Below are 18,241 nucleotides of genomic sequence, written 5' to 3'. Positions count from 1 at the left end.
CTATGTGAACCTTTAGACTAAAAGCTCCATGCAGCAAACGAACACCCTGTCAGCTTTCTAAGTTGTTCAACATCGCCACGCAACACATCTACTAATGCTTGGCGAAGTGACTCACTTAACACAGGTTGTTTTATTGGCTGCTCTAGTAACCAGGGAATGATTTTCCGAAGCCGACCTCCTGCAGGAAATGCCGTCACCTGTACACCTAAGTTTGTCAGTCGCCTTTTTTGACTAGATTGATGAAACACATTGGCAAATTCTGGGTGTGTGAAAGTAGAATCTACTTCGAGAAAATGAAAAATTCGATGTAATGTTCCCGTACAATCGCTGACTAAATCGTCTAAGTCAATGACCAAAATTCTAGAAAGTGGGTAGTAAGGCAAAAACTGTTCTAGCTGCATGTAATAGCGACTACAGTGAATGTAATGGTTAGTGTCAAGGTCTGCCAATGCTTCCTTCAAGTCTCGATATTCACAGCGAGCAGCAAAATTATGGATGTAGTGAGAAACTATACGTTGAATTGGGTCTCGAACAATATAAATGAGTTTTGCCTCTGGAATCAAGCGATACATGCGCTCTGGTATACCCTTGAACGCCGGGTATTTTGTATAGTTAGGCGATGACTCACCTCTAAGAGTTGTTGATTCTGTGAAGTGAGATTGATACCAATCTAAACCCCGATTCCAAGTTTTTTCTTTTATAAAGAAATCAAGCTCTTTTAGGGTAGACATTTGGATTTTAGGATGTAGTTTCAAGTAATGATATAGACTTGATGTTCCACATTTAATAGCACCAATTATCACAAAATTAGGCAATCGATCAAACCGAAAATTCATGGATCATTATAAAGTAAATTTTGGCGTTTATTTAATATTAACATTTCGCTTATACTGAGCAAGTTTTTCAGCCATATTAAATCCAAACAGCTTATAGGCAAAGCGATAAATTACAGGTGCAGCTTTGCCTGAAGGCATGAAATTTGAACTATTCCTATGTATCTGAGAAATAACCTCAGTAGCCCATTGCTTATTATAAAGCCAAATCATCCGGGCACACTCAAAACGAGCTTGGTTTATTGCATTCCGTCGTAATTGAGTTAACTCACCTCTAGTTTCTAGATATTGTTCTATTTTTTCTTCAATTGCTAGACGCTGATAATGGATTTCAGTTATATTTCTCTTACAGACTGTTGACTCACTCCATTGTCTGTAAATTGAACCAGATTCAGGGAAATATTCAAAGCGTTTCCTTGCCATCAGCAACCGCAAATATAACTCGTGTTCCTGACAGCAAGGCTGATCATCTTTCCATCCTCCAACATCTAAGATAGCTTGCTTGCGCCAAAGCGGACTTCCTGTTTGAGGTAGATACCATCTCGCTAATAAAATCCAAGGATCGTGAGGTGCAGGAATAGGTAAAAATTCTTGCCATGATTTACCATCTCGGTGATATTCAAAAAGGCTGGGACTGTAAATAACATCGGCTTGAGGAACTTTAGCAATAAAATTTATTTGTTTTTCCACTTTATTTGGCAACAGATAATCATCAGCATCTAAATACTGTAACCATTTACCTGTACTGAGTTGGATTAGGCGATTCCTAGCAACGTTACCACCCTGATTTGAAGTACTTTCCCAATATATTTTATTTCCAAAACTTTTGATAATCTCAAGACTTTTATCAGTGGAGCCATCGTCAAGTACAATTACTTCTTTATCAGAATATGTCTGGTTTAAAGCGCTTTTTATAGCCTGATAAATCCACCGTTCTGCATTATAACAGGGAATTAATATACTTACTCTAGAAAACATAATCTATAGCAATCTTAAATAGGTTGTGGTAAAAATTCATACTGATAAAGTTTTGGAAAATCGAATATTTGACCATTAATAAAAAAATTGAACAACCACTTCACTATTTTAAAAGAACTGCAAAAATGATAAGAATGCCTTAGAAACGTTTTTATTTGTAACCAAATATCTTCTATCGGGTTTTGATCGGGAGCATTAGGAGAAAATTTTGTACAACTTATCAGCCATTCTTCTTCTAATAAACTCTGATTAATTTTATTTAAATATTCTCGAAATTTCTGGGAATCCTGATAAGCTCCTTTGACTAAGAGGTTAATATTCATATTATATCTGTTACGACTCATTTAAAACTGCTATAGTCAATTTTGATTGTTTTTTGATTGCTAATAACTTTAATATTTTTTTTATTTTACTCAAATAAAGTGAGTTTTGGTTATCTACAGCATTTTTTTCTGGAGTAATCAAATAAATTTCATAGTCTTGCATAGAAATAGCTTTGGCAACTGTATAGGTTTTGCTGCGAATTTTCTCTGAATATAATCCTATTTTTTCATGATTTATTCCTATTTTTAACGCGGGTTAAGATGCATTTGATATACCTTGCTCGTTTTAGCAGCAATCTTGTGCCAATCAAGTTTATTACAAACTTCTGTAACTTGTTGACCAAGCTCACCTAAGTTAATATCATGAGTCTTTATCAATGCCTGAAGCAGCCCTTGCTGATCATCTGGATCATAAAGCAGGCTACCTGCTATCTCAAGGGTTTCCGGTATACCCCCTAACTTGGGCGCGATAATTGGCTTTCCATACGACATGGCAACCACCAAACTACTAGATGTTAAAATATTTTCAAAGGGAAGCACGACAACTGTGGCGGCACTAAAAAAAAGATGCATTTTATCATCTTCAACAAACTCAGAATAAAGGATGACTCCTCTTATCCTTGAAGCTAGCTGATTTAATTTTCGCCCATAAGCATCATCCAGTGGTTTTCCTACAATTAGGAGAATATCATTCTCAAAAACATCCGGATTTTCATGCCAAACCTTAAGTAACCTCTCTATCCCTTTATAAGGTCTAAGCATGCCTTGGTTAAGATAGATGTGTCCGGTGGGAGATAAATTAAGTTCCTTTCGTGCCAATTGTTCATCAATTAGAGGACAGTAAATATCTCGATAATGCCCAATCGGTATAATTTCAGCTTTGGCAGGAGCAAACCAATACTCTTGAGAAATTACATCTAAGGTTGAAGAATTGTGCAAGATAATCTGATCAACCAACTGAGCCAAAATACGTCTAGTCCATAACTCCAAACGAGGAAACTTAGAATCATGGGAGATGCGATTATGAACTGTCCACACTACTCTGATACCAGTCCAGCGAGTCATCAGGACATCGATTAGAAGTTTGACACTATAAACAAACTTGGTTAACCATCTGTCACCTTTGATATAAGGGCTTAACCAATGTAAATGCACAATATCAAAAGACTGTTGACTCGTTTTAATCACCCGAAATATGGGAAAGACTCGGCGATAACCCCAAGGAAAATGCACTCGCACACCATTTAACTCTAATGCCTTAGCCAAAAGAGTTTGATAAGGATTATCGTATCGATAATCAGGCATCATTAACACTTGGATTGGTGTAGATGGTGTAGAAGTTTCAACACTCACTGGTTCAACTCCTCAAGAAATCCATTTTGCACTAACTGCCTAATACCTTCACTATACATTAAATGTCGGATGACTCCAACATAGTGACGGCAAGGGGAACCCTTTATTCTTTTTTCTAAACGAATATCATACTCCTCAGGCAATAGTTCAACGCCAAACTTAGAACTGCAAAGCGTTAAAAGTGTTTGCTCAATGCGCCAAAAATGACCAATTATTCCAGGGAGTCCGAGAAATTCCTCAATCCAGTCTAGATTTATTGATTGTTTGTGAATTAGTCCTAATCCTGAATTAAATCTAAGTTGCATCGTGAAATCCAAACGTTCTCTCACAACTGTCGGTTCTACTGTATAGGCACTAGCTATATCCCTATTGACGCAATTGTATAAATAGGTAGGAGATTCTATCCGCTTCAGCAATTCTGTCGGTTCCTGAAAAAATAATACATCGCTATCTAGCAGCAACATGCGATCGCTCTCTAGATAAGCCACAAAGTCAAACACTTTGGGCGAGAGGTGATTAGTCTGACGAAACTCCAGACAGCGAGGATAGGGTTTCAATATTGCTACCATCTTCTCCTCTGCTATCTTTCGGTCAATGATTCTACTATCTGGAAAGTGATACTGGAGCGTATCACAATGTTCCTGCTTCAATGTTCCGTCGTCGTGGATACAAAGGCTGTAGAACCGACCAGAAAAATGGTAGAAAGACTTCAAGACCCAAATTAGGTTTAGCCAATCGGTTGTAGAAGTCAAAACATGGATTTCACAAGTAGTATCTGTTATATCAGTTACTGGTTTAGAAGTTAAAATTTTCGACCTAACATGATCTCGGTAGAAAGTCGTTTGTAAACCATGTTTATATTTTTGGCGTATTTTCAATAACAATGAGCCTATAGACATAGTTAAATAATTATAATAAAAATATCAATCTCAATTATATTATATTCAATCAATTTAATTCAAATCAAGGCACAGCAACGATTTAATGCAACTTCAAGCGTTAAAATATTGCAATTATTTGTTTTTTTTACAGGTAATTTATCATAACTACTCGAGAAGATCCATTTTTAATTATACGTTTAAATGTTTTATACATTTGGGGTTTTATCCTATTGACAAAGTTACTTAAAGGAGTTGCAATATGCACATCAGTTAGTTAACCAATACTTCCTTGGTTTTCATCCAAAACCACATCATAGAACAGGGACGATCTTCGTCCATACAAGCCATGGCATATTTTTTTGAGATAGTAAGACACCGAGGAAAATCCTGGTAGTTTCTAGGATTTGTTTTGATTAACTCAATTCTATGAGTTTCACTGAATCGCTCATAAAAAATATGGGCAATATCTGGACAAACAAAGTGGTGGAGTTCTACCAGAATGTCTGTATTTTGCAGCAACGGAACTTTTTTAGGATCAAGGAGTGTATATTCTGCTCCTTCAATATCACAAATAATTACGGTTCTTTGGTCTGAATATATAATTTCTGATAAAACTTCAGGGGTACAGGCTCCAAATACCTCAATTTGGTCATCAACCGTGTTTAATTTTGCAAAATTTTGTAGAAGTAAGTGAGCATTTGGTTCTGACTCAAAACAGATGACTTTGGTTTCTTGCATACGATAAGCAAAACCCACTGCGTAGTATCCTTCTGCTGCACCAATGTCAATGATGAGTTTATAAGATTTGTCAATAATCTCTTCAACAATAGACCATAGCTCTTTTTCATAAGTTCCTATTACTTTTGGAGACCAAGCACTGTTAATTGAATCAGTTATATAACGTAATCCTTGAAAAGGACCTGAGGCGATATATCCATCTGTTTTACTCCTCAACACCGACTGTGCTTGGGCTATTTTACGGCGACGGAGCGTTCTGGCTATTTTACGAATTCTCATTGCCCGATAATTAGAGTTTATACAAAAGCGAATTATCTTTCTAAATGACTCAGGCAATAATTTTTTAAGAATGCTTCGGATCGAATTCATTGATCTGTATATCTGCGTTTGCATCTCGTGTCATTGGTCATTAGTTCTTTATTTCTTACTTAAGACTGTGGCAGGACGACACTTCTCCCATAATTTAATTTTCAAGTTACCATTAAATTAAATATTTTATACATTTTTTACAAATTTATAATTTATTCAACCTTATATAATTATTTAAATTTCTGACAAATAGATTTGGCAAAGTTGGGTAATTTCGCATAATAATCTCCATATATTTTATTAAAAAAAACGAGCTTTTTGACTTGAAAATCAATCTCATTTATTTCTTTTAATTCATTAAAAATATCTATGCCGTAGTGATATAGTTCTAGATCAAATTGATTGTATTTTTGAATAAGCTTCAAGCTTTTTATAGGTATATCGTTTTTAGATATTCTGTTATTCCCTACTCTTTGTTTTATATAAAGGCATTTTTTAAAGTCCCATTTAAAAGCTCTCTTTAATAAGATAAGTGACTCATTAAATTTTTCTGTAATTCCAACAACTATAAAGTGTTCTTTTAAATTATTCTTAGCTAACTCCAGGATTTCAGAAGAACACTGATTAAACCCTATTTCTGTATGTTGACCCGATAAAAATTTTGTCTGTCCATTTTCTGACATCCTTGATATGCCGCTACAAACATAGTCTTTAAGACTCATATTTTGAGAAATGATTTGATTATGTAACTTGTGTTGAGGAACACGAATAATATGGTAATAATCCGATATGACCCGATCCACAGGATTTCGGAGCATGGTAAAGTAGGTAAATGGACGTGAGAAAAACTGATGATAGCCAAAGCTAAAATGACCTTTAACAATCTTTAACTTTGATAGTTCACTTTTGCTCATTTGAGGAGCTTGTATAGTTGTATTGAATTGTTGATCGATGGACAAGATTTGATGCGATAGATATTGACGTTTGATGATACTATTTAGCGTAGTTCCACCTGTTTTAGGAAGATGTAGAAAAAAAATAAGAGTGGAATTTGCTGTAGTTTCAATAACCATATTTTTCTCATCAATAAACATTTTTAATGCTAATCTATCACTATAATTCAGTCGGTTTAAATAATTAATAATCTCTTTAATATTTTAACTCAGTCGTTAATTTTTTGTTTCTATAGTTTAGAGGTAAAGGAACTAAACCATGGATATGAGATTCAAAATATGTACCCGTACCAAAAATATCGCGAGCCGGAATTGTCAGGATTAAAGCGTCTTCAATTCTTAACAAAATTTCGACTTTTGGTTTTGACAACCAAATAGTAATTGTATAATCTCCACCTCCTAGATACTTTTGAATGTTGCGACATTCAAAAATACACTTTGTCGCTCGATCTAATGTCTCAATAATGTAGTTAGTAAAGGCAGGAGCCATCATTGTGACACGAACGCCCCCTAGAGTAGATAGAATTAATCCAACACCGATATTTGTATAATGCTTTGGAGATACAACATCAAACTCTATTTTTAAATCCAAAGCATCTTTAAGTTGGTTGGGTGTGAAATAAGCTTTTAAATTAATAACTTTTATTTGATTTTTTTTACTAAAACCAACAAAATTTTCTCGGTTTCGTACTGATGTATTCATTTTTATATTTTTTTGATAGTGAACCGCTACTTCTTGAGCCGAACCTATTTTTTTTATTTGCCCCCCTTCTAAAAAAATCCCACTCACACATAAAGCTTCCATAGCTGCCATATTATGACTGACAAACAAAACTGTCCGCCCTTCTTTTCCCACCTCCTGCATCTTCCCCAAACACTTCTGCTGAAACTGAGCATCTCCTACCGCCAGCACCTCATCTACAACTAAAATCTCCGGTTCCAAATGCGCCGCCACCGCAAATGCTAATCGCACGTACATCCCCGACGAATACCGCTTTACTGGCGTATCCAAAAACTTTTCAATTCCAGCAAAGTCAACAATCTCATCAAATTTTCGCTTAATCTCCGCCTTGCTCATTCCCAGAATCGCGCCATTGAGATAAATATTTTCCCGTCCTGTCAACTCCGGGTGAAATCCTGTTCCCACTTCCAATAAACTAGCTACTCGCCCTTTAATCCGAATCCTACCCGTTGTGGGTTCTGTAATCCGACTTAAAATCTTTAATAACGTTGATTTTCCTGCCCCGTTACGCCCAATAATCCCAACTCTGTCTCCCTGCTTGACCTCAAAAGATACATCCTTGAGTGCCCAAAACTCCTCATCAGCAGGGTTAGCTATCTGTTTCCCCCAAGGGTTCAGCAACCGTTGTCCAAGAGACTTCGCCCCATTAGCAATAACATCCCGCAGCGCTGTGTAACGTTCCTGCTGCTGATGACCAATAATATACTTCTTACCGAGATTCTCGACCTGAATCACTGTATCAGACATTACCCATTACCTAATTAGCTTATCCCTTGAAAATACCTAGATTACATCCGCAAACGTCCGTTCTACCCTGCGAAAATACCAAATCCCACTCGCCAATACTCCAAACACTAATCCCAATGAGAGGAGAAATCCTGGCAGGTAAATTCTGGCTTCCCCACCTAAAATTGCCCAACGAAATCCATCGATTACCCCGACCATAGGGTTTAGTGAATAAACTAATCGCCACTCTTGAGGCACAATTGTGCTACTAAATCCCACGGGCGAAATATACAAACCAAACTGGACGATAAACGGTACAATATAACGAAAATCACGATACTTGACATTTAGCGCGGCTAACCATAACCCTGCCCCCATTGATGCCGCAAATGCAATTATGATAAAAAATGGTAGTGTCAAAATTCGCCAACTGGGTAAGAAATTATACCACGCCATTAAGCCTAGCAAAATTATCCCCGATATCATAAAATCTACAAAGCTGACAATCACGGCACTGGCTGGCACTATCAAGCGGGGAAAGTAGACCTTGGCAATTAAATTGGCATTACTGATTAAACTATTGCTGCACCCGGAAAGGGAATTGGAAAAAAACTGCCAGGGTAACATCGCCGCAAATACCAAAATCGGATAAGGGACTCCTTCAGATGGTAACTTTGCCAGTTTACCAAAAACTATCGTAAATACCACCATGGTTAAAAAGGGTCGAATTAATGCCCAGGCTATGCCAATGAGCGTTTGCTTGTATCGTACTAGGATATCTCGCCATGCTAGAAAGTAGAACAATTCCCGGTAACGCCACAAGTCTTTCCAATATTGTTGTTCGGTGCGACCTGCCTCAATTATCAGTTCTTGCGTCATTGGTCATTTGTCATTGGTCATTTGTCCTTGGTTAGCTTTTCTCCAATCCTCTGATTTTAATGATATTTTGTACAAATGCCAATAACCTTAAAGTCCAATGGGAGTGGGCATTGACGGATGTTATGAGCGCACGTCGGTCACTGGTGTCAACTTAAGCACATAATTCTCAAGAAACACTTTCTGATATACGGGGTTAAGTCCAGGGCGACCCGAACAAATTGAGTGGACACCGTTGGTGATTTGTGCAAGCGGGTCGCCCTACAATCCCAGATTATCCAGATTATACAGATATTCTCAGTCCAGCTTCAACGCATTGACTGGCACTTCATCCCAGGAACTGACGGTTCTCAGACGCGCCACCCAACCTGCTGATTTTTGCTCCTCTGTCAAGTTCTGCTGGAAGGATTTGTGGCAGTCTTTGGCTTGGTCTTCGTCACAACAAGCGATGCACGAATAAATCAGACCTCCGGGATCAAGCTGTTCATTTACCCAAATCATTGTATTCTCCTCATCCCTGAAACAGTTAATCAAAATTTTAAGTACCATGGCACTGACTGGCCTGCTGGTGGGCAATGCCCACCCTACGGTATATCAAGGGTTTGGGCGATCCCCAAATGTTTATTTTAGTGCCATTCATCTTAAGTCGATCTACTTATTTTGTAAAAGACTGGGATCACTGACTGCAAGAGGAAAAACACAGTTTTTGATATTTCATCAGCCTTGGCGACATAAGTTGTAAACCAATTTAAAGATTATATAAGGTTTGTTTCGCTAGTTGGGGAAGTGCATCACCTGTAACTCGGCAAATGCGCCAGTCGGGTAGTACTGTAGCACCTAGACGCTGATAAAACGCGATCGCAGGTTCATTCCAGTCCAAGACTGACCACTCTAAGCGCCCACAATCCCGTTCTATCGCTAGTTGGGCAATATAGGTTAGCAACGCCTTCCCGATACCCTGACGCCGGAATTCCGGGCGCACGAATAAATCTTCAATGTAAATGCCCGGTTGGGTTAAAAAGGTGGAATAGTTAGAGAAAAACAGGGCAAACCCTACTGTCTGCCCCTCATACTCTGCCAGAATTGCCTCAATATAAGGCTTAGTGCCAAACAAGTGGTCTTGGAGAGCCTCCACTGTCCCTGTGACTAGATGAGACAGCTTTTCATACTCAGCCAGTGCTTGAATGAGTTCAAACAGCACTGGCACATCGGTTGGAGTAGCTGGTCGTATCTTCAACTTATTCATTGTTCGTTCGTAGTTGGCACGCTTCGTGCCATCAGCGCTGAAGCGCTTACTACAAAACCCATCCTAACTTAACCACCCTTGTAGGCGACGAGCAACTTGAGGACGGCGCAGCTTCCGCATGGCTTTACTCTGAATCTGACGTACCCTTTCGCGGGAAAGGTTGAACATACTGCCGACTTCTTCTAAGGTGTAGGCTTCAGGAGTAGCTAACCCATAGCGCAGAGAAATGACATCCTTTTCCCGTTCGGTGAGAACATCACTCAAAACATCGGAAATCTCTTGACGCATCATAGATTCGCTCATCTGCTGTTCTGGCAAGTGCAAATCATTATCTTCTAGCAAATCCACGAGTTCTGTATCTTCGCCTTTACCCACCCGATGGTTGAGGGAGAGCGATCGCCGACGTAATTGTAACAACTGACGCAAGTTAGTGCGGCTAATGTCTAAGGCTTCTGCGAGTTCGGTTTCGTCGGGAGTCCGTTGCAGTTTCTGCTTGAGTTCCCGCTGCACTTTTTTCAGCTTATTCAGCTTTTCGACAATGTGAATCGGTAAACGAATGGTACGGGCGTCGTTGGCAATGGTACGGGTAATCGCCTGACGAATCCACCAATACGCATAGGTGGAAAATTTGTAACCTTTGGCGGGATCGAACTTCTCCGCCGCCCGATTGAGTCCTAATGCGCCTTCTTGAATCAAATCCAGGAAAGGAACTCCCCGGTTGAGGTAACGCTTGGCGATGGAAACAACTAAGCGTAAGTTGGATCGAATCATTTTACGCTTAGATATCTGCCCCCGATAGAGGCGATTTTCTAATTGACGTTCGGTTAGATTTAGGGCTTGAGCCAGTTCCGCATTCGTGGGCTTGCGCCCCAACTCTTGGTGCAAGCGTTCTGTCATCTCGTCCATTTCTACCAAAAATTGAACTTGAGTGGCTAACTCGATCTCTTCTTCTGGCTTCAGCAAGGGATAACGCGCCATCTCCTTGAAGAAAGCTCCTACTGTATCATCAGAGCTAGTTTTATGGTAGCCAGATTGCCGCGTTTTTCCAGAACGAGTCTCTGAGTCGGAGAATTCGACTTCTACAAGATTTTGGTCATTGTCTGAGATTTGATCAGTCTGAGGGTGAGAAAAATCCGTATCTTCTGTAAACTGACGAGTAGAAGTTGGGTTCAATTGTGCGATAGTCATAGTTAGGTTTGAAGTAGGAGTGTTATGGAAATTGTGATTGAGTTTTCTGGCAAATCAGATTGAGCCGATGGACTGAATATAAATGAGCGTTCTCAAGAAATTTTTTCAAAACTGGCTGTAGCTCTGGGCTTTACAGTTCAACATCGGAGACGATTTGAATGGGAGTTGCCATCCAAGGCGCACCCCTCATCTCGATACCTTCTCTACGTTTAGGATTAGAAAATACTGATTCTAAGGCTACCAGAAGCAATTTGGCTAGTTGTTGCCCTGATTACAAACTACTCAACAGCATAGGTGTATGGATTATAGCGGGAAATTCAATGGGCTATATACAGAATCTCATACAGGTCAGTGTTTTCCTCTCTACCGATCGGGTGAAAATAAGCTGAAGGGGATGGGGAAGCAAGGGGAGATGGGGGAGATGGGGAGACAAGGGAGTTAACTCAAAACTTCGGTTGGGGCGGGTGCGAGTCACATCAGGGCAGGAAAAAAACGATAATAGTGAAACCCGCCCCTACATTGGGGAAAACGTTCCCTGTTCCCTGAAAAATGACCAATCAAATTAGGAGATGATGTTTGTGACTAGACCAACTCTCGTCGAGAATCCCGGAATCCCTGCTGAATCAGCAGATGGTGTATCTACTGCATACAATCCCAACGATTTCGATACTAACGTGATGGGAACATATAGTCGCTTCCCCATCGCCCTAGAACGGGGTACGGGTTGCCGGGTTTGGGATACAGCCGGACGTGATTATCTCGATTTTGTAGCTGGGATCGCTACCTGTACCTTGGGTCACGCCCATCCGGCTCTCATCGAAACGGTGACGCAACAAATCAAAACCCTGCACCATGTTTCTAATCTGTACTATATTCCCCCCCAAGGAGACTTAGCTCGGTGGATGATTGAGCATTCCTGTGCCGATCGCGTCTTTTTCTGTAATTCGGGTGCGGAGGCGAATGAAGGGGCAATTAAATTGGCTCGGAAATACGCCCACACGGTTCTAGAGATTGAGAAACCGGTAATTTTGACAGCGAATGCCAGTTTCCATGGACGCACGTTAGCGACGATTACAGCAACGGGTCAGCCAAAGTATCAGAAGAATTTTGACCCCTTGGTGCCGGGATTCTATTATGTTCCTTATAACGATATCCGCGCCCTGGAAAATGCGATCACAGAATTGGATGAAGGGGATCAACGAGTAGCGGCGGTGATGCTGGAACCTCTGCAAGGAGAAGGAGGTGTGCGTCCAGGAGAGTTGGAGTACTTCCTGCGCTTGCGGAAAATCTGTGACGAGACGGGGATCTTGCTGATTTTAGATGAAGTACAAGTCGGGATGGGTCGCACGGGTAAGTACTGGGGATATGAGAATCTAGGGATTGAGCCAGATATTTTTACCAGCGCTAAGGGATTAGCTGGCGGTGTTCCAATTGGGGCGATGCTGTGTAAGCAATTTTGTAATGTTTTTCAACCTGGGGATCACGCGAGTACCTTTGGCGGGAATCCCTTGGCTTGTGCTACTGCATTAACTGTGGCTCAGACGTTGGAACGGGACGATATTTTGCACAATGTTCAGCAACGGGGTGAACAGTTGCGGACTCGTTTAAGAGCGATCGCGATGAACTATCCCCAGCTAATTACTGAGGTGCGCGGTTGGGGACTGATTAATGGGATGGAGTTGAACGCGGATGTGGAACTTACGGCGGTGGATGTGGTGAAAGCGGCGATGGAACGCGGATTGCTGTTAGTCCCCGCAGGTTCTAAGGTGGTGCGCTTTGTCCCGCCCTTGATTGTCTCGGCTGAAGAAGTGGATGCAGCCGCTCAAATTGTTGAAGAATCTATAGCCAAGCTCGCTGCTTCAATCAGTAAATAGGGGTTTGTCATTCGTCCTTCGTTTATGTCATTTGTCCTACTCGCGGATCGCCAAACAAGCTACCTTAAGTAGGGGCGGGTTTAGTTGCATCTGGGTGTAACCCAAAAGATAGTAGTCAAACCCGCCCCTACAAAATTTCTGACAGGTGTAGGTTTTTTATTTTAGAGCTACAAAATTTCCCCTAGCTTCCCTCATCTCCCCCATCTCCCCCATCTCCCCCAGCTTCTCCCGCTAGCCGATGAAAAAAATCTGGTCGTCGATAAAACCCTACATTCGCTGGGTCATTCTGGGCGGAACGCTGTTTTTTATCGCCAAAGCTTTTAAAGATCATTGGCGAGATGTTGCTGGGATTCGCATTGATCCCCAGGGGTGGACAATGCTGGCGATCGCACTTTTGGTTACGCTGCTGGCACATATTTGGTCGGGTTGGGTTTGGACGTGGATTTTACAGGCGTTTAAGCAACCCATAGGAGTGCGTTGGGCGCTACAGGTTTACCTGAAAACTAATATCGCTAAATATTTACCGGGTAATGTGTGGCATTTTTATGGTCGAATTTCAGCGGTGAGGGGGGCGGGGGGATCAGTGGGTGCTGCTAGTATCAGTGTGTTACTCGAACCCCTGTTAATGGCAGCCGCTGCGTTAGCGATCGCGTTAATTAGTGGCGGATTGGGGTGGATTAACACGGCGTCTGATAGCCGGATGTGGGGTTTACAAATTTTGGGCTTAATCGTGGTGCTGTTGGGAGTTCATCCGCGAGTTCTCAATCCCATTGTTCAACGCTTAAGCCGTTCCAAGAAGGTTACAGATACGGGAGACTTCTACATTGAACGCTATCCCTTATTGCCATTGTTGGGTGAAATGGGCTTTTTGGGATTTCGGGGAACCGGATTTTTATTTACTTTACTGGCGCTAGGATCAATTACTCCCAGTCAAATTCTGCCGTTACTGAGTGCATTTAGTTTCGCCTGGTTACTGGGATTAGTCGTACCTGGCGCACCGGGAGGTTTAGGCGTATTTGAAGCCACTGCGATCGCGCTTTTAGATCAGCAGTTGTCTGCTGTTCTCATCCTTACAGGGGTTGCCCTATTTCGCCTTGTTAGTATTTTGGCAGAACTCAGCGCAGCTGGACTAGCCCTTATCAGCCAACGTTTGTGGACTTCCTAGAATAGCAATCAATTGTAGGGGCGGGTTTTACCAATCACCTTTGGCTTTCAACCGATAACTTGACTAAACCCGCCCTCCTAGCGTCTCGGTTTAGCGACAGCCGTTAGCTCCCCCTGCTAAGAGACGCGCCATGGCGCGTCTCTACATTGCTCCCCCGGCTTCCCCTGCTTCATACCCCCACCACAATACTTATTCAGCAAGCCCTAATTCCTCCCAACCACCTCCCGCACTCGATAAATCGGTCGCCCTTGGGATTCATGGTAGGTTCGCATTAACACTTCTGCCAATAGACCAAAGCTAAATAACTGGACGCCTGCTAATAACAGAACAACAGCTAAAATCAGCAAAGGTCGGTCACCAATACTCTGCCCAAAACCTAGTTTTAGTATCGTTAAATATAGCCCTAAAAACAATCCCACACTGAATGAAAGCAAGCCGAATAGTCCAAAGACATGCATAGGGCGAGTGAGAAATTTTTTCATAAAAAATACGGTCAATAAATCCATGACCACACGAAACGTTCGCCCCAATCCATACTTACTTTTACCGTAACGACGGGCATGATGTCGCACGGGAATTTCGCTAATTCTTGCCCCCTCAATATAGGCTAACGCGGGTAGAAATCGATGTAACTCGCCATAAAGATTCATATCCGCAACCAGTTCAGAACGGTAGGCTTTCAGGGAACAACCATAATCATGTAATTTTACGCCAGTCACTTTCCCAATCAGCCAATTGGCAATTTTAGAGGGCAGGAGTCGAGTTAAAGCCGCATCCTGTCTTTCTTTACGCCAACCACTCACTAAATCATACCCTTCTTCTATTTTGGCGAGTAAGGCGGGAATATCAGCCGGATCATTTTGTAAATCGCCATCTATCATCACAATAACGCCACCTTGAGCATGTTTAAAACCCGCTGACATGGCGGCAGTTTGACCATAGTTTCGGCGGAGAATAACGGCTTTTAAATCCGGACGACTGCGTGCTAATTCCAGGAGGAGTTCGGTGGAACCATCTTGGGAACCATCATCGACACAGACAATTTCATAGGTAAGCTGATTGGCATTTAAACTGGTTGCTACTGCTTCAACCAAGTGCGGTATACTAGCGACTTCATTGTAAATGGGTACAACCACCGATAAGGCTAGCGGCTTTGACCGGGTGATTTGCGATTGATAGTCCTTAAACGATAATGAATCTGTCATTTCCCAAGTCCAGGTTTTCTCAAGTAAGCCTGTTTATCAATTTTTACTCTAATTGTTTGAAACAAATAAACCCGATCCAAACAAAACTGCATTCCAATTATACCAGCTTTTGGTATCATTACGTCCTGTCGTTGGGCGCTAATGAAAAGTCATTTTTTAATTCAATGCATAAACGTTTTTTCCTCACCCGACGTAACAAAACCAGAGAGTCGTTCCAATTGCCAAAATGACTACAGCTACCCAAACAACTAAAAAAACTTGTGAAAGTTTTAATATTTCTGGATTTTCGGCTGCTTCTTGTTTCAAGTTAAATGGCAAGAAGTACAGGTGGTTTAAATGCTTGACAAAATTCTTTTTGTCAGGATTTCTCTCGACACATCCTTTAGAGAAGGAACCATCCACCAGGCAAACAATGTTATTAAACCGTTGAGCTAGACGGGCGTCAAAACGAGTTCCTGGCATTCCTACCTGTTTTTGATAAATTTCCAGATTCATCGGCATTGCCACTGATGCTAGTTGAGCGATGATTGCAATTGCCAAGATTCCCCTAAACACCCAAGCCTTCAACTTTTTTTCCGATACAAGACGCTGTATAAATAAAGCTAAAAGAGGGATGAGTAACAGATGAACAGAGGTGACGTGATATCTTGCTGCCCAAGCACTATCTCCATGCCAGAAAAAGAACCGACTGTAGGCAACCAGATGTAAACCCAAATTTAATACTCCCGTAACTAGATACCACTGCATAAATGGTGAAAGTTTTCGCCAGAGGATAATGCCTAATACTAAACATGGTATAAGTAAGGGATCATAAATAAAAATACTTTTGGCTGGTGATAGCAGAGGTCCAATAATTCCTACAGATGGTTCATTGATTAGGGGATAATTATCCGGGAGATCCGGTAAACCTGCCCACATGGGATCAGTATCTAGTTGCTGCTTTTCTACGCTTTTACCAGTGGCGAAAAAGCTACCGTAGCGGATATAATCAAAAATTCGTCCTAGTAACGTAAACGGGATGAAACCGACTACCCATAATCCTACCGTCTTAATCACTTGAATTTTGTCGCGGCGTTGATAAGCCAGACACCCGACTAGAAAAAGGACTACGGTAAAAGCATGAACAATACTGGTAATTCGGATCAATACAGCACCACCTAAGGCGAGTCCACTGATAAAGACAAAGCGAGGGCGTCCACTTCGCACATAAGCCAAAGCACCTGCATAACCAATGATAGTAAATAGCATTACTTGATTATTATGCTGATGTACTTGGGCGTAATGTAAAACTGTCGTGCCAAGTAACCAAGCAATGCTGGTTAATCCGGCAATTCGTTCTTCAAAGTCAAAAAGTCTCAGTAACCAGAAACAAGCGAGTACAGCCGCCACATTTAAGGGAATGAAAATTAAGAAGTTAACGGTTAAGTCCCGGATTATTTTTGAGGGTATTTCCGGAAAAAACCTATGCAACTGGGTTCCCAACCAGTCACCTGGAAGCATGAGTAAAGACTGTCCCTGTTCGTAGGCGATGTAACGCTTTCCGCTAGTCCCTATAACTCCAGCTTGGATATCTCCGCGTACCTTAAGTTGATAATCGGGGGAGATTTGGACTTCTTCAGTACCTGTCCACCAAGCATGAGCCATCTGCAATCTGAGATCAGTATCTAGAGTACCAAGAGTTCCTGAGTTTACGGCGGTAATCCATAGTAAAGCAATCAAAACTATTTTTATGGGAGTTTTCCTAAAAAATTTAATTATTCTCATATTTTTTATCAAAATTTAATTGTTTTCATGAATCGTTTTACTTCCAGGCTAAAGGGATAAGCTCCTTATTAAACTTTATTAAGGAAGAAGGCTGAAATCGTATCAGTCAAATTCAGGCAGAGGATGGTCAAGGTAAGCAATACGTTTTACCTCTCGCCGTCCACGAGCAACGGAGTCCAAAATTAGACCACAGGTGAGACTGAGGAACGCTAATAACATAATTGAAGCGGCTAGGATAGCGGTGGGGAACCGGGGGACTAATCCTGTCTCTAGAAAAGTCTCCACGATAGGAATACCGAGAATTAGAGAAATCAGGGCAAGCATGACGAAAATAATGCTAAAGAAAAGGAACGGTCGCACTTCCTTAAATAACAATAGTGCAGTTCCTAAAACTCGCCAACCATCTTTAAAGGTTTTGAGTTTACTTTCTGAACCTGGGGGTCGGGAAATGTACACCGTTGGCTCTTCGGCAAATGGCATTTTCAGCTCTAGCGCGTGTATGGTAAACTCCGTTTCAATCTCAAAACCACTAGAGAGTGCTGGAAATGATTTGACAAATCGGCGCGAAAATACTCGATAGCCGGAAAGCATATCCAACAGCCGCGCCCCAAAAAGGAATTTGACAAAGCCAGTGAGAAATGCATTACCGCCCCGATGACCGCGACGGTAGGCAGCACTTTCTCCTGCGCTTGTGCGACGTACACCGACAACCATATCTAGTTGCTCTCCTAATAGGCGCTCCACCAATCGCCGCACTGCTGGGACTTCGTAGGTGTTATCACCGTCTGCCATTATATAGATGTCCGCTTCTATATCAGCGAACATGCGCCGGATTACGTTACCCTTGCCTAACCTAGGCTCATGCCGAACAACAGCACCCGCCTTCACTGCCTGCTCTGCCGTATTATCGGTTGAACGATTATCGTAGACATAAATCTTGGCTTCTGGAAGTGTAGATTGAAACTCAGTGACGACTTGGGCAATAGTTAAGGCTTCGTTATGGCACGGAAGCAAAACCGCAATCCGATGGTTCTTAAGAGAAAATGTATTAGGTTTAGGTAAATGGTCTAGCATATTTTCATTTTAT

At 41.5% G+C, this 18,241-nt stretch carries 17 protein-coding genes and 1 pseudogene; 2 read left to right on the top strand and 16 right to left on the bottom strand.

Going from position 1 to position 18,241, the window contains the following annotated elements; all coding sequences use genetic code 11:
* Positions 1 to 17: 17 nt before the first annotated feature.
* The 13 genes and pseudogenes from RLO19_RS25225 to RLO19_RS25165 all read right to left on the bottom strand — a co-directional run bounded on the left by RLO19_RS25225 (position 18) and on the right by RLO19_RS25165 (position 11,146).
* On the bottom strand, positions 18 to 836 hold the full coding sequence (locus RLO19_RS25225) for a sulfotransferase family protein (protein ID WP_446360146.1): 819 nt from the start codon (positions 834 to 836) through the stop codon (positions 18 to 20).
* 27 nt (positions 837 to 863) lie between these two features.
* Positions 864 to 1,811, bottom strand: coding sequence for a glycosyltransferase (locus RLO19_RS25220; protein ID WP_446360145.1), 948 nt, complete (start codon positions 1,809 to 1,811; stop codon positions 864 to 866).
* A 14-nt stretch (positions 1,812 to 1,825) separates the two neighbouring features.
* Positions 1,826 to 2,104, bottom strand: a pseudogene (locus tag RLO19_RS25215) (IS630 family transposase); the annotation flags it as partial.
* Positions 2,105 to 2,144: 40 nt separating this feature from the next.
* The gene (locus RLO19_RS25210) at positions 2,145 to 2,297 is read right to left on the bottom strand and encodes a hypothetical protein (RefSeq protein WP_446360144.1); all 153 of its coding nucleotides are present in this window, start codon (positions 2,295 to 2,297) and stop codon (positions 2,145 to 2,147) included.
* Positions 2,298 to 2,380: 83 nt separating this feature from the next.
* On the bottom strand, positions 2,381 to 3,487 hold the full coding sequence (locus RLO19_RS25205; RefSeq protein WP_446360143.1) for a glycosyltransferase family 4 protein: 1,107 nt from the start codon (positions 3,485 to 3,487) through the stop codon (positions 2,381 to 2,383).
* Positions 3,484 to 4,200 (bottom strand): hypothetical protein, encoded by a 717-nt coding sequence (locus RLO19_RS25200; protein ID WP_446360142.1) that lies wholly within the window; start codon positions 4,198 to 4,200, stop codon positions 3,484 to 3,486. The genes RLO19_RS25205 and RLO19_RS25200 overlap by 4 nt, the downstream gene beginning before the upstream one ends.
* Before the next feature lie 438 nt (positions 4,201 to 4,638).
* Positions 4,639 to 5,385 carry a hypothetical protein gene (locus RLO19_RS25195; protein WP_446360141.1) on the bottom strand — a complete coding sequence of 249 codons (747 nt, stop codon included), beginning with the start codon at positions 5,383 to 5,385 and terminating at the stop codon, positions 4,639 to 4,641.
* A 260-nt stretch (positions 5,386 to 5,645) separates the two neighbouring features.
* Positions 5,646 to 6,488, bottom strand: a complete 843-nt coding sequence (locus RLO19_RS25190; protein ID WP_446360140.1) for a sulfotransferase family 2 domain-containing protein — start codon at positions 6,486 to 6,488, stop codon at positions 5,646 to 5,648.
* A 76-nt stretch (positions 6,489 to 6,564) separates the two neighbouring features.
* Positions 6,565 to 7,857: an ABC transporter ATP-binding protein gene (locus RLO19_RS25185; RefSeq protein WP_446360139.1), complete on the bottom strand. Its 1,293-nt coding sequence runs from the start codon at positions 7,855 to 7,857 to the stop codon at positions 6,565 to 6,567.
* Positions 7,858 to 7,893: 36 nt separating this feature from the next.
* The gene (locus RLO19_RS25180) at positions 7,894 to 8,715 is read right to left on the bottom strand and encodes an ABC transporter permease (RefSeq protein WP_446360138.1); all 822 of its coding nucleotides are present in this window, start codon (positions 8,713 to 8,715) and stop codon (positions 7,894 to 7,896) included.
* A 294-nt stretch (positions 8,716 to 9,009) separates the two neighbouring features.
* Positions 9,010 to 9,213 carry a glycogen debranching protein gene (locus tag RLO19_RS25175; RefSeq protein ID WP_446360137.1) on the bottom strand — a complete coding sequence of 68 codons (204 nt, stop codon included), beginning with the start codon at positions 9,211 to 9,213 and terminating at the stop codon, positions 9,010 to 9,012.
* A 247-nt stretch (positions 9,214 to 9,460) separates the two neighbouring features.
* Entirely contained in the window at positions 9,461 to 9,958 is a 498-nt protein-coding gene (locus RLO19_RS25170; RefSeq protein ID WP_446360136.1) for an N-acetyltransferase family protein, read from the bottom strand.
* A 63-nt stretch (positions 9,959 to 10,021) separates the two neighbouring features.
* Positions 10,022 to 11,146, bottom strand: a complete 1,125-nt coding sequence (locus tag RLO19_RS25165; protein WP_446360135.1) for an RNA polymerase sigma factor, RpoD/SigA family — start codon at positions 11,144 to 11,146, stop codon at positions 10,022 to 10,024.
* Between the two features lie 572 nt (positions 11,147 to 11,718).
* Between RLO19_RS25165 and RLO19_RS25160 the strand changes: the two genes are divergently transcribed.
* Together RLO19_RS25160 and RLO19_RS25155 are read left to right on the top strand one after the other, a co-directional pair.
* Positions 11,719 to 13,020: an acetylornithine/succinylornithine family transaminase gene (locus RLO19_RS25160; protein ID WP_446360167.1), complete on the top strand. Its 1,302-nt coding sequence runs from the start codon at positions 11,719 to 11,721 to the stop codon at positions 13,018 to 13,020.
* A gap of 238 nt (positions 13,021 to 13,258) precedes the next feature.
* Entirely contained in the window at positions 13,259 to 14,185 is a 927-nt protein-coding gene (locus RLO19_RS25155; RefSeq protein WP_446360134.1) for a UPF0104 family protein, read from the top strand.
* 203 nt (positions 14,186 to 14,388) lie between these two features.
* Here the strand turns inward: RLO19_RS25155 and RLO19_RS25150 are convergent, their stop codons facing one another.
* The 3 genes from RLO19_RS25150 to RLO19_RS25140 all read right to left on the bottom strand — a co-directional run bounded on the left by RLO19_RS25150 (position 14,389) and on the right by RLO19_RS25140 (position 18,228).
* Entirely contained in the window at positions 14,389 to 15,390 is a 1,002-nt protein-coding gene (locus RLO19_RS25150; protein ID WP_446360133.1) for a glycosyltransferase family 2 protein, read from the bottom strand.
* 183 nt (positions 15,391 to 15,573) lie between these two features.
* The gene (locus RLO19_RS25145) at positions 15,574 to 17,109 is read right to left on the bottom strand and encodes a hypothetical protein (RefSeq protein ID WP_446360132.1); all 1,536 of its coding nucleotides are present in this window, start codon (positions 17,107 to 17,109) and stop codon (positions 15,574 to 15,576) included.
* Between the two features lie 147 nt (positions 17,110 to 17,256).
* On the bottom strand, positions 17,257 to 18,228 hold the full coding sequence (locus RLO19_RS25140) for a glycosyltransferase family 2 protein (protein WP_446360131.1): 972 nt from the start codon (positions 18,226 to 18,228) through the stop codon (positions 17,257 to 17,259).
* Between the last annotated feature and the right edge of the window lie 13 nt (positions 18,229 to 18,241).

This window comes from Coleofasciculus sp. G2-EDA-02 (assembly GCF_040226375.1).
In the GTDB taxonomy this organism is placed as follows: Bacteria; Cyanobacteriota; Cyanobacteriia; order Cyanobacteriales; family Coleofasciculaceae; genus Coleofasciculus.
The sequence above is the reverse complement of the archived record's forward strand: the minus strand, read 5'-3'. Positions and strand labels throughout refer to the sequence as shown.

Excerpts from the sequence above, each read along its gene's own strand:
- RLO19_RS25225 (WP_446360146.1), bottom strand. The coding sequence starts at position 836 with ATGAATTTTCGGTTTGATCGATTGCCTAATTTTGTGATAATTGGTGCT.
- RLO19_RS25220 (WP_446360145.1), bottom strand. The coding sequence starts at position 1,811 with ATGTTTTCTAGAGTAAGTATATTAATTCCCTGTTATAATGCAGAACGG.
- RLO19_RS25210 (WP_446360144.1), bottom strand. The coding sequence starts at position 2,297 with ATGCAAGACTATGAAATTTATTTGATTACTCCAGAAAAAAATGCTGTA.
- RLO19_RS25195 (WP_446360141.1), bottom strand. The coding sequence starts at position 5,385 with ATGAGAATTCGTAAAATAGCCAGAACGCTCCGTCGCCGTAAAATAGCC.
- RLO19_RS25190 (WP_446360140.1), bottom strand. The coding sequence starts at position 6,488 with ATGGTTATTGAAACTACAGCAAATTCCACTCTTATTTTTTTTCTACAT.
- RLO19_RS25185 (WP_446360139.1), bottom strand. The coding sequence starts at position 7,857 with ATGTCTGATACAGTGATTCAGGTCGAGAATCTCGGTAAGAAGTATATT.
- RLO19_RS25180 (WP_446360138.1), bottom strand. The coding sequence starts at position 8,715 with ATGACGCAAGAACTGATAATTGAGGCAGGTCGCACCGAACAACAATAT.
- RLO19_RS25175 (WP_446360137.1), bottom strand. The coding sequence starts at position 9,213 with ATGATTTGGGTAAATGAACAGCTTGATCCCGGAGGTCTGATTTATTCG.
- RLO19_RS25170 (WP_446360136.1), bottom strand. The coding sequence starts at position 9,958 with ATGAATAAGTTGAAGATACGACCAGCTACTCCAACCGATGTGCCAGTG.
- RLO19_RS25165 (WP_446360135.1), bottom strand. The coding sequence starts at position 11,146 with ATGACTATCGCACAATTGAACCCAACTTCTACTCGTCAGTTTACAGAA.
- RLO19_RS25160 (WP_446360167.1), top strand. The coding sequence starts at position 11,719 with ATGTTTGTGACTAGACCAACTCTCGTCGAGAATCCCGGAATCCCTGCT.
- RLO19_RS25155 (WP_446360134.1), top strand. The coding sequence starts at position 13,259 with ATGAAAAAAATCTGGTCGTCGATAAAACCCTACATTCGCTGGGTCATT.
- RLO19_RS25150 (WP_446360133.1), bottom strand. The coding sequence starts at position 15,390 with ATGACAGATTCATTATCGTTTAAGGACTATCAATCGCAAATCACCCGG.
- RLO19_RS25140 (WP_446360131.1), bottom strand. The coding sequence starts at position 18,228 with ATGCTAGACCATTTACCTAAACCTAATACATTTTCTCTTAAGAACCAT.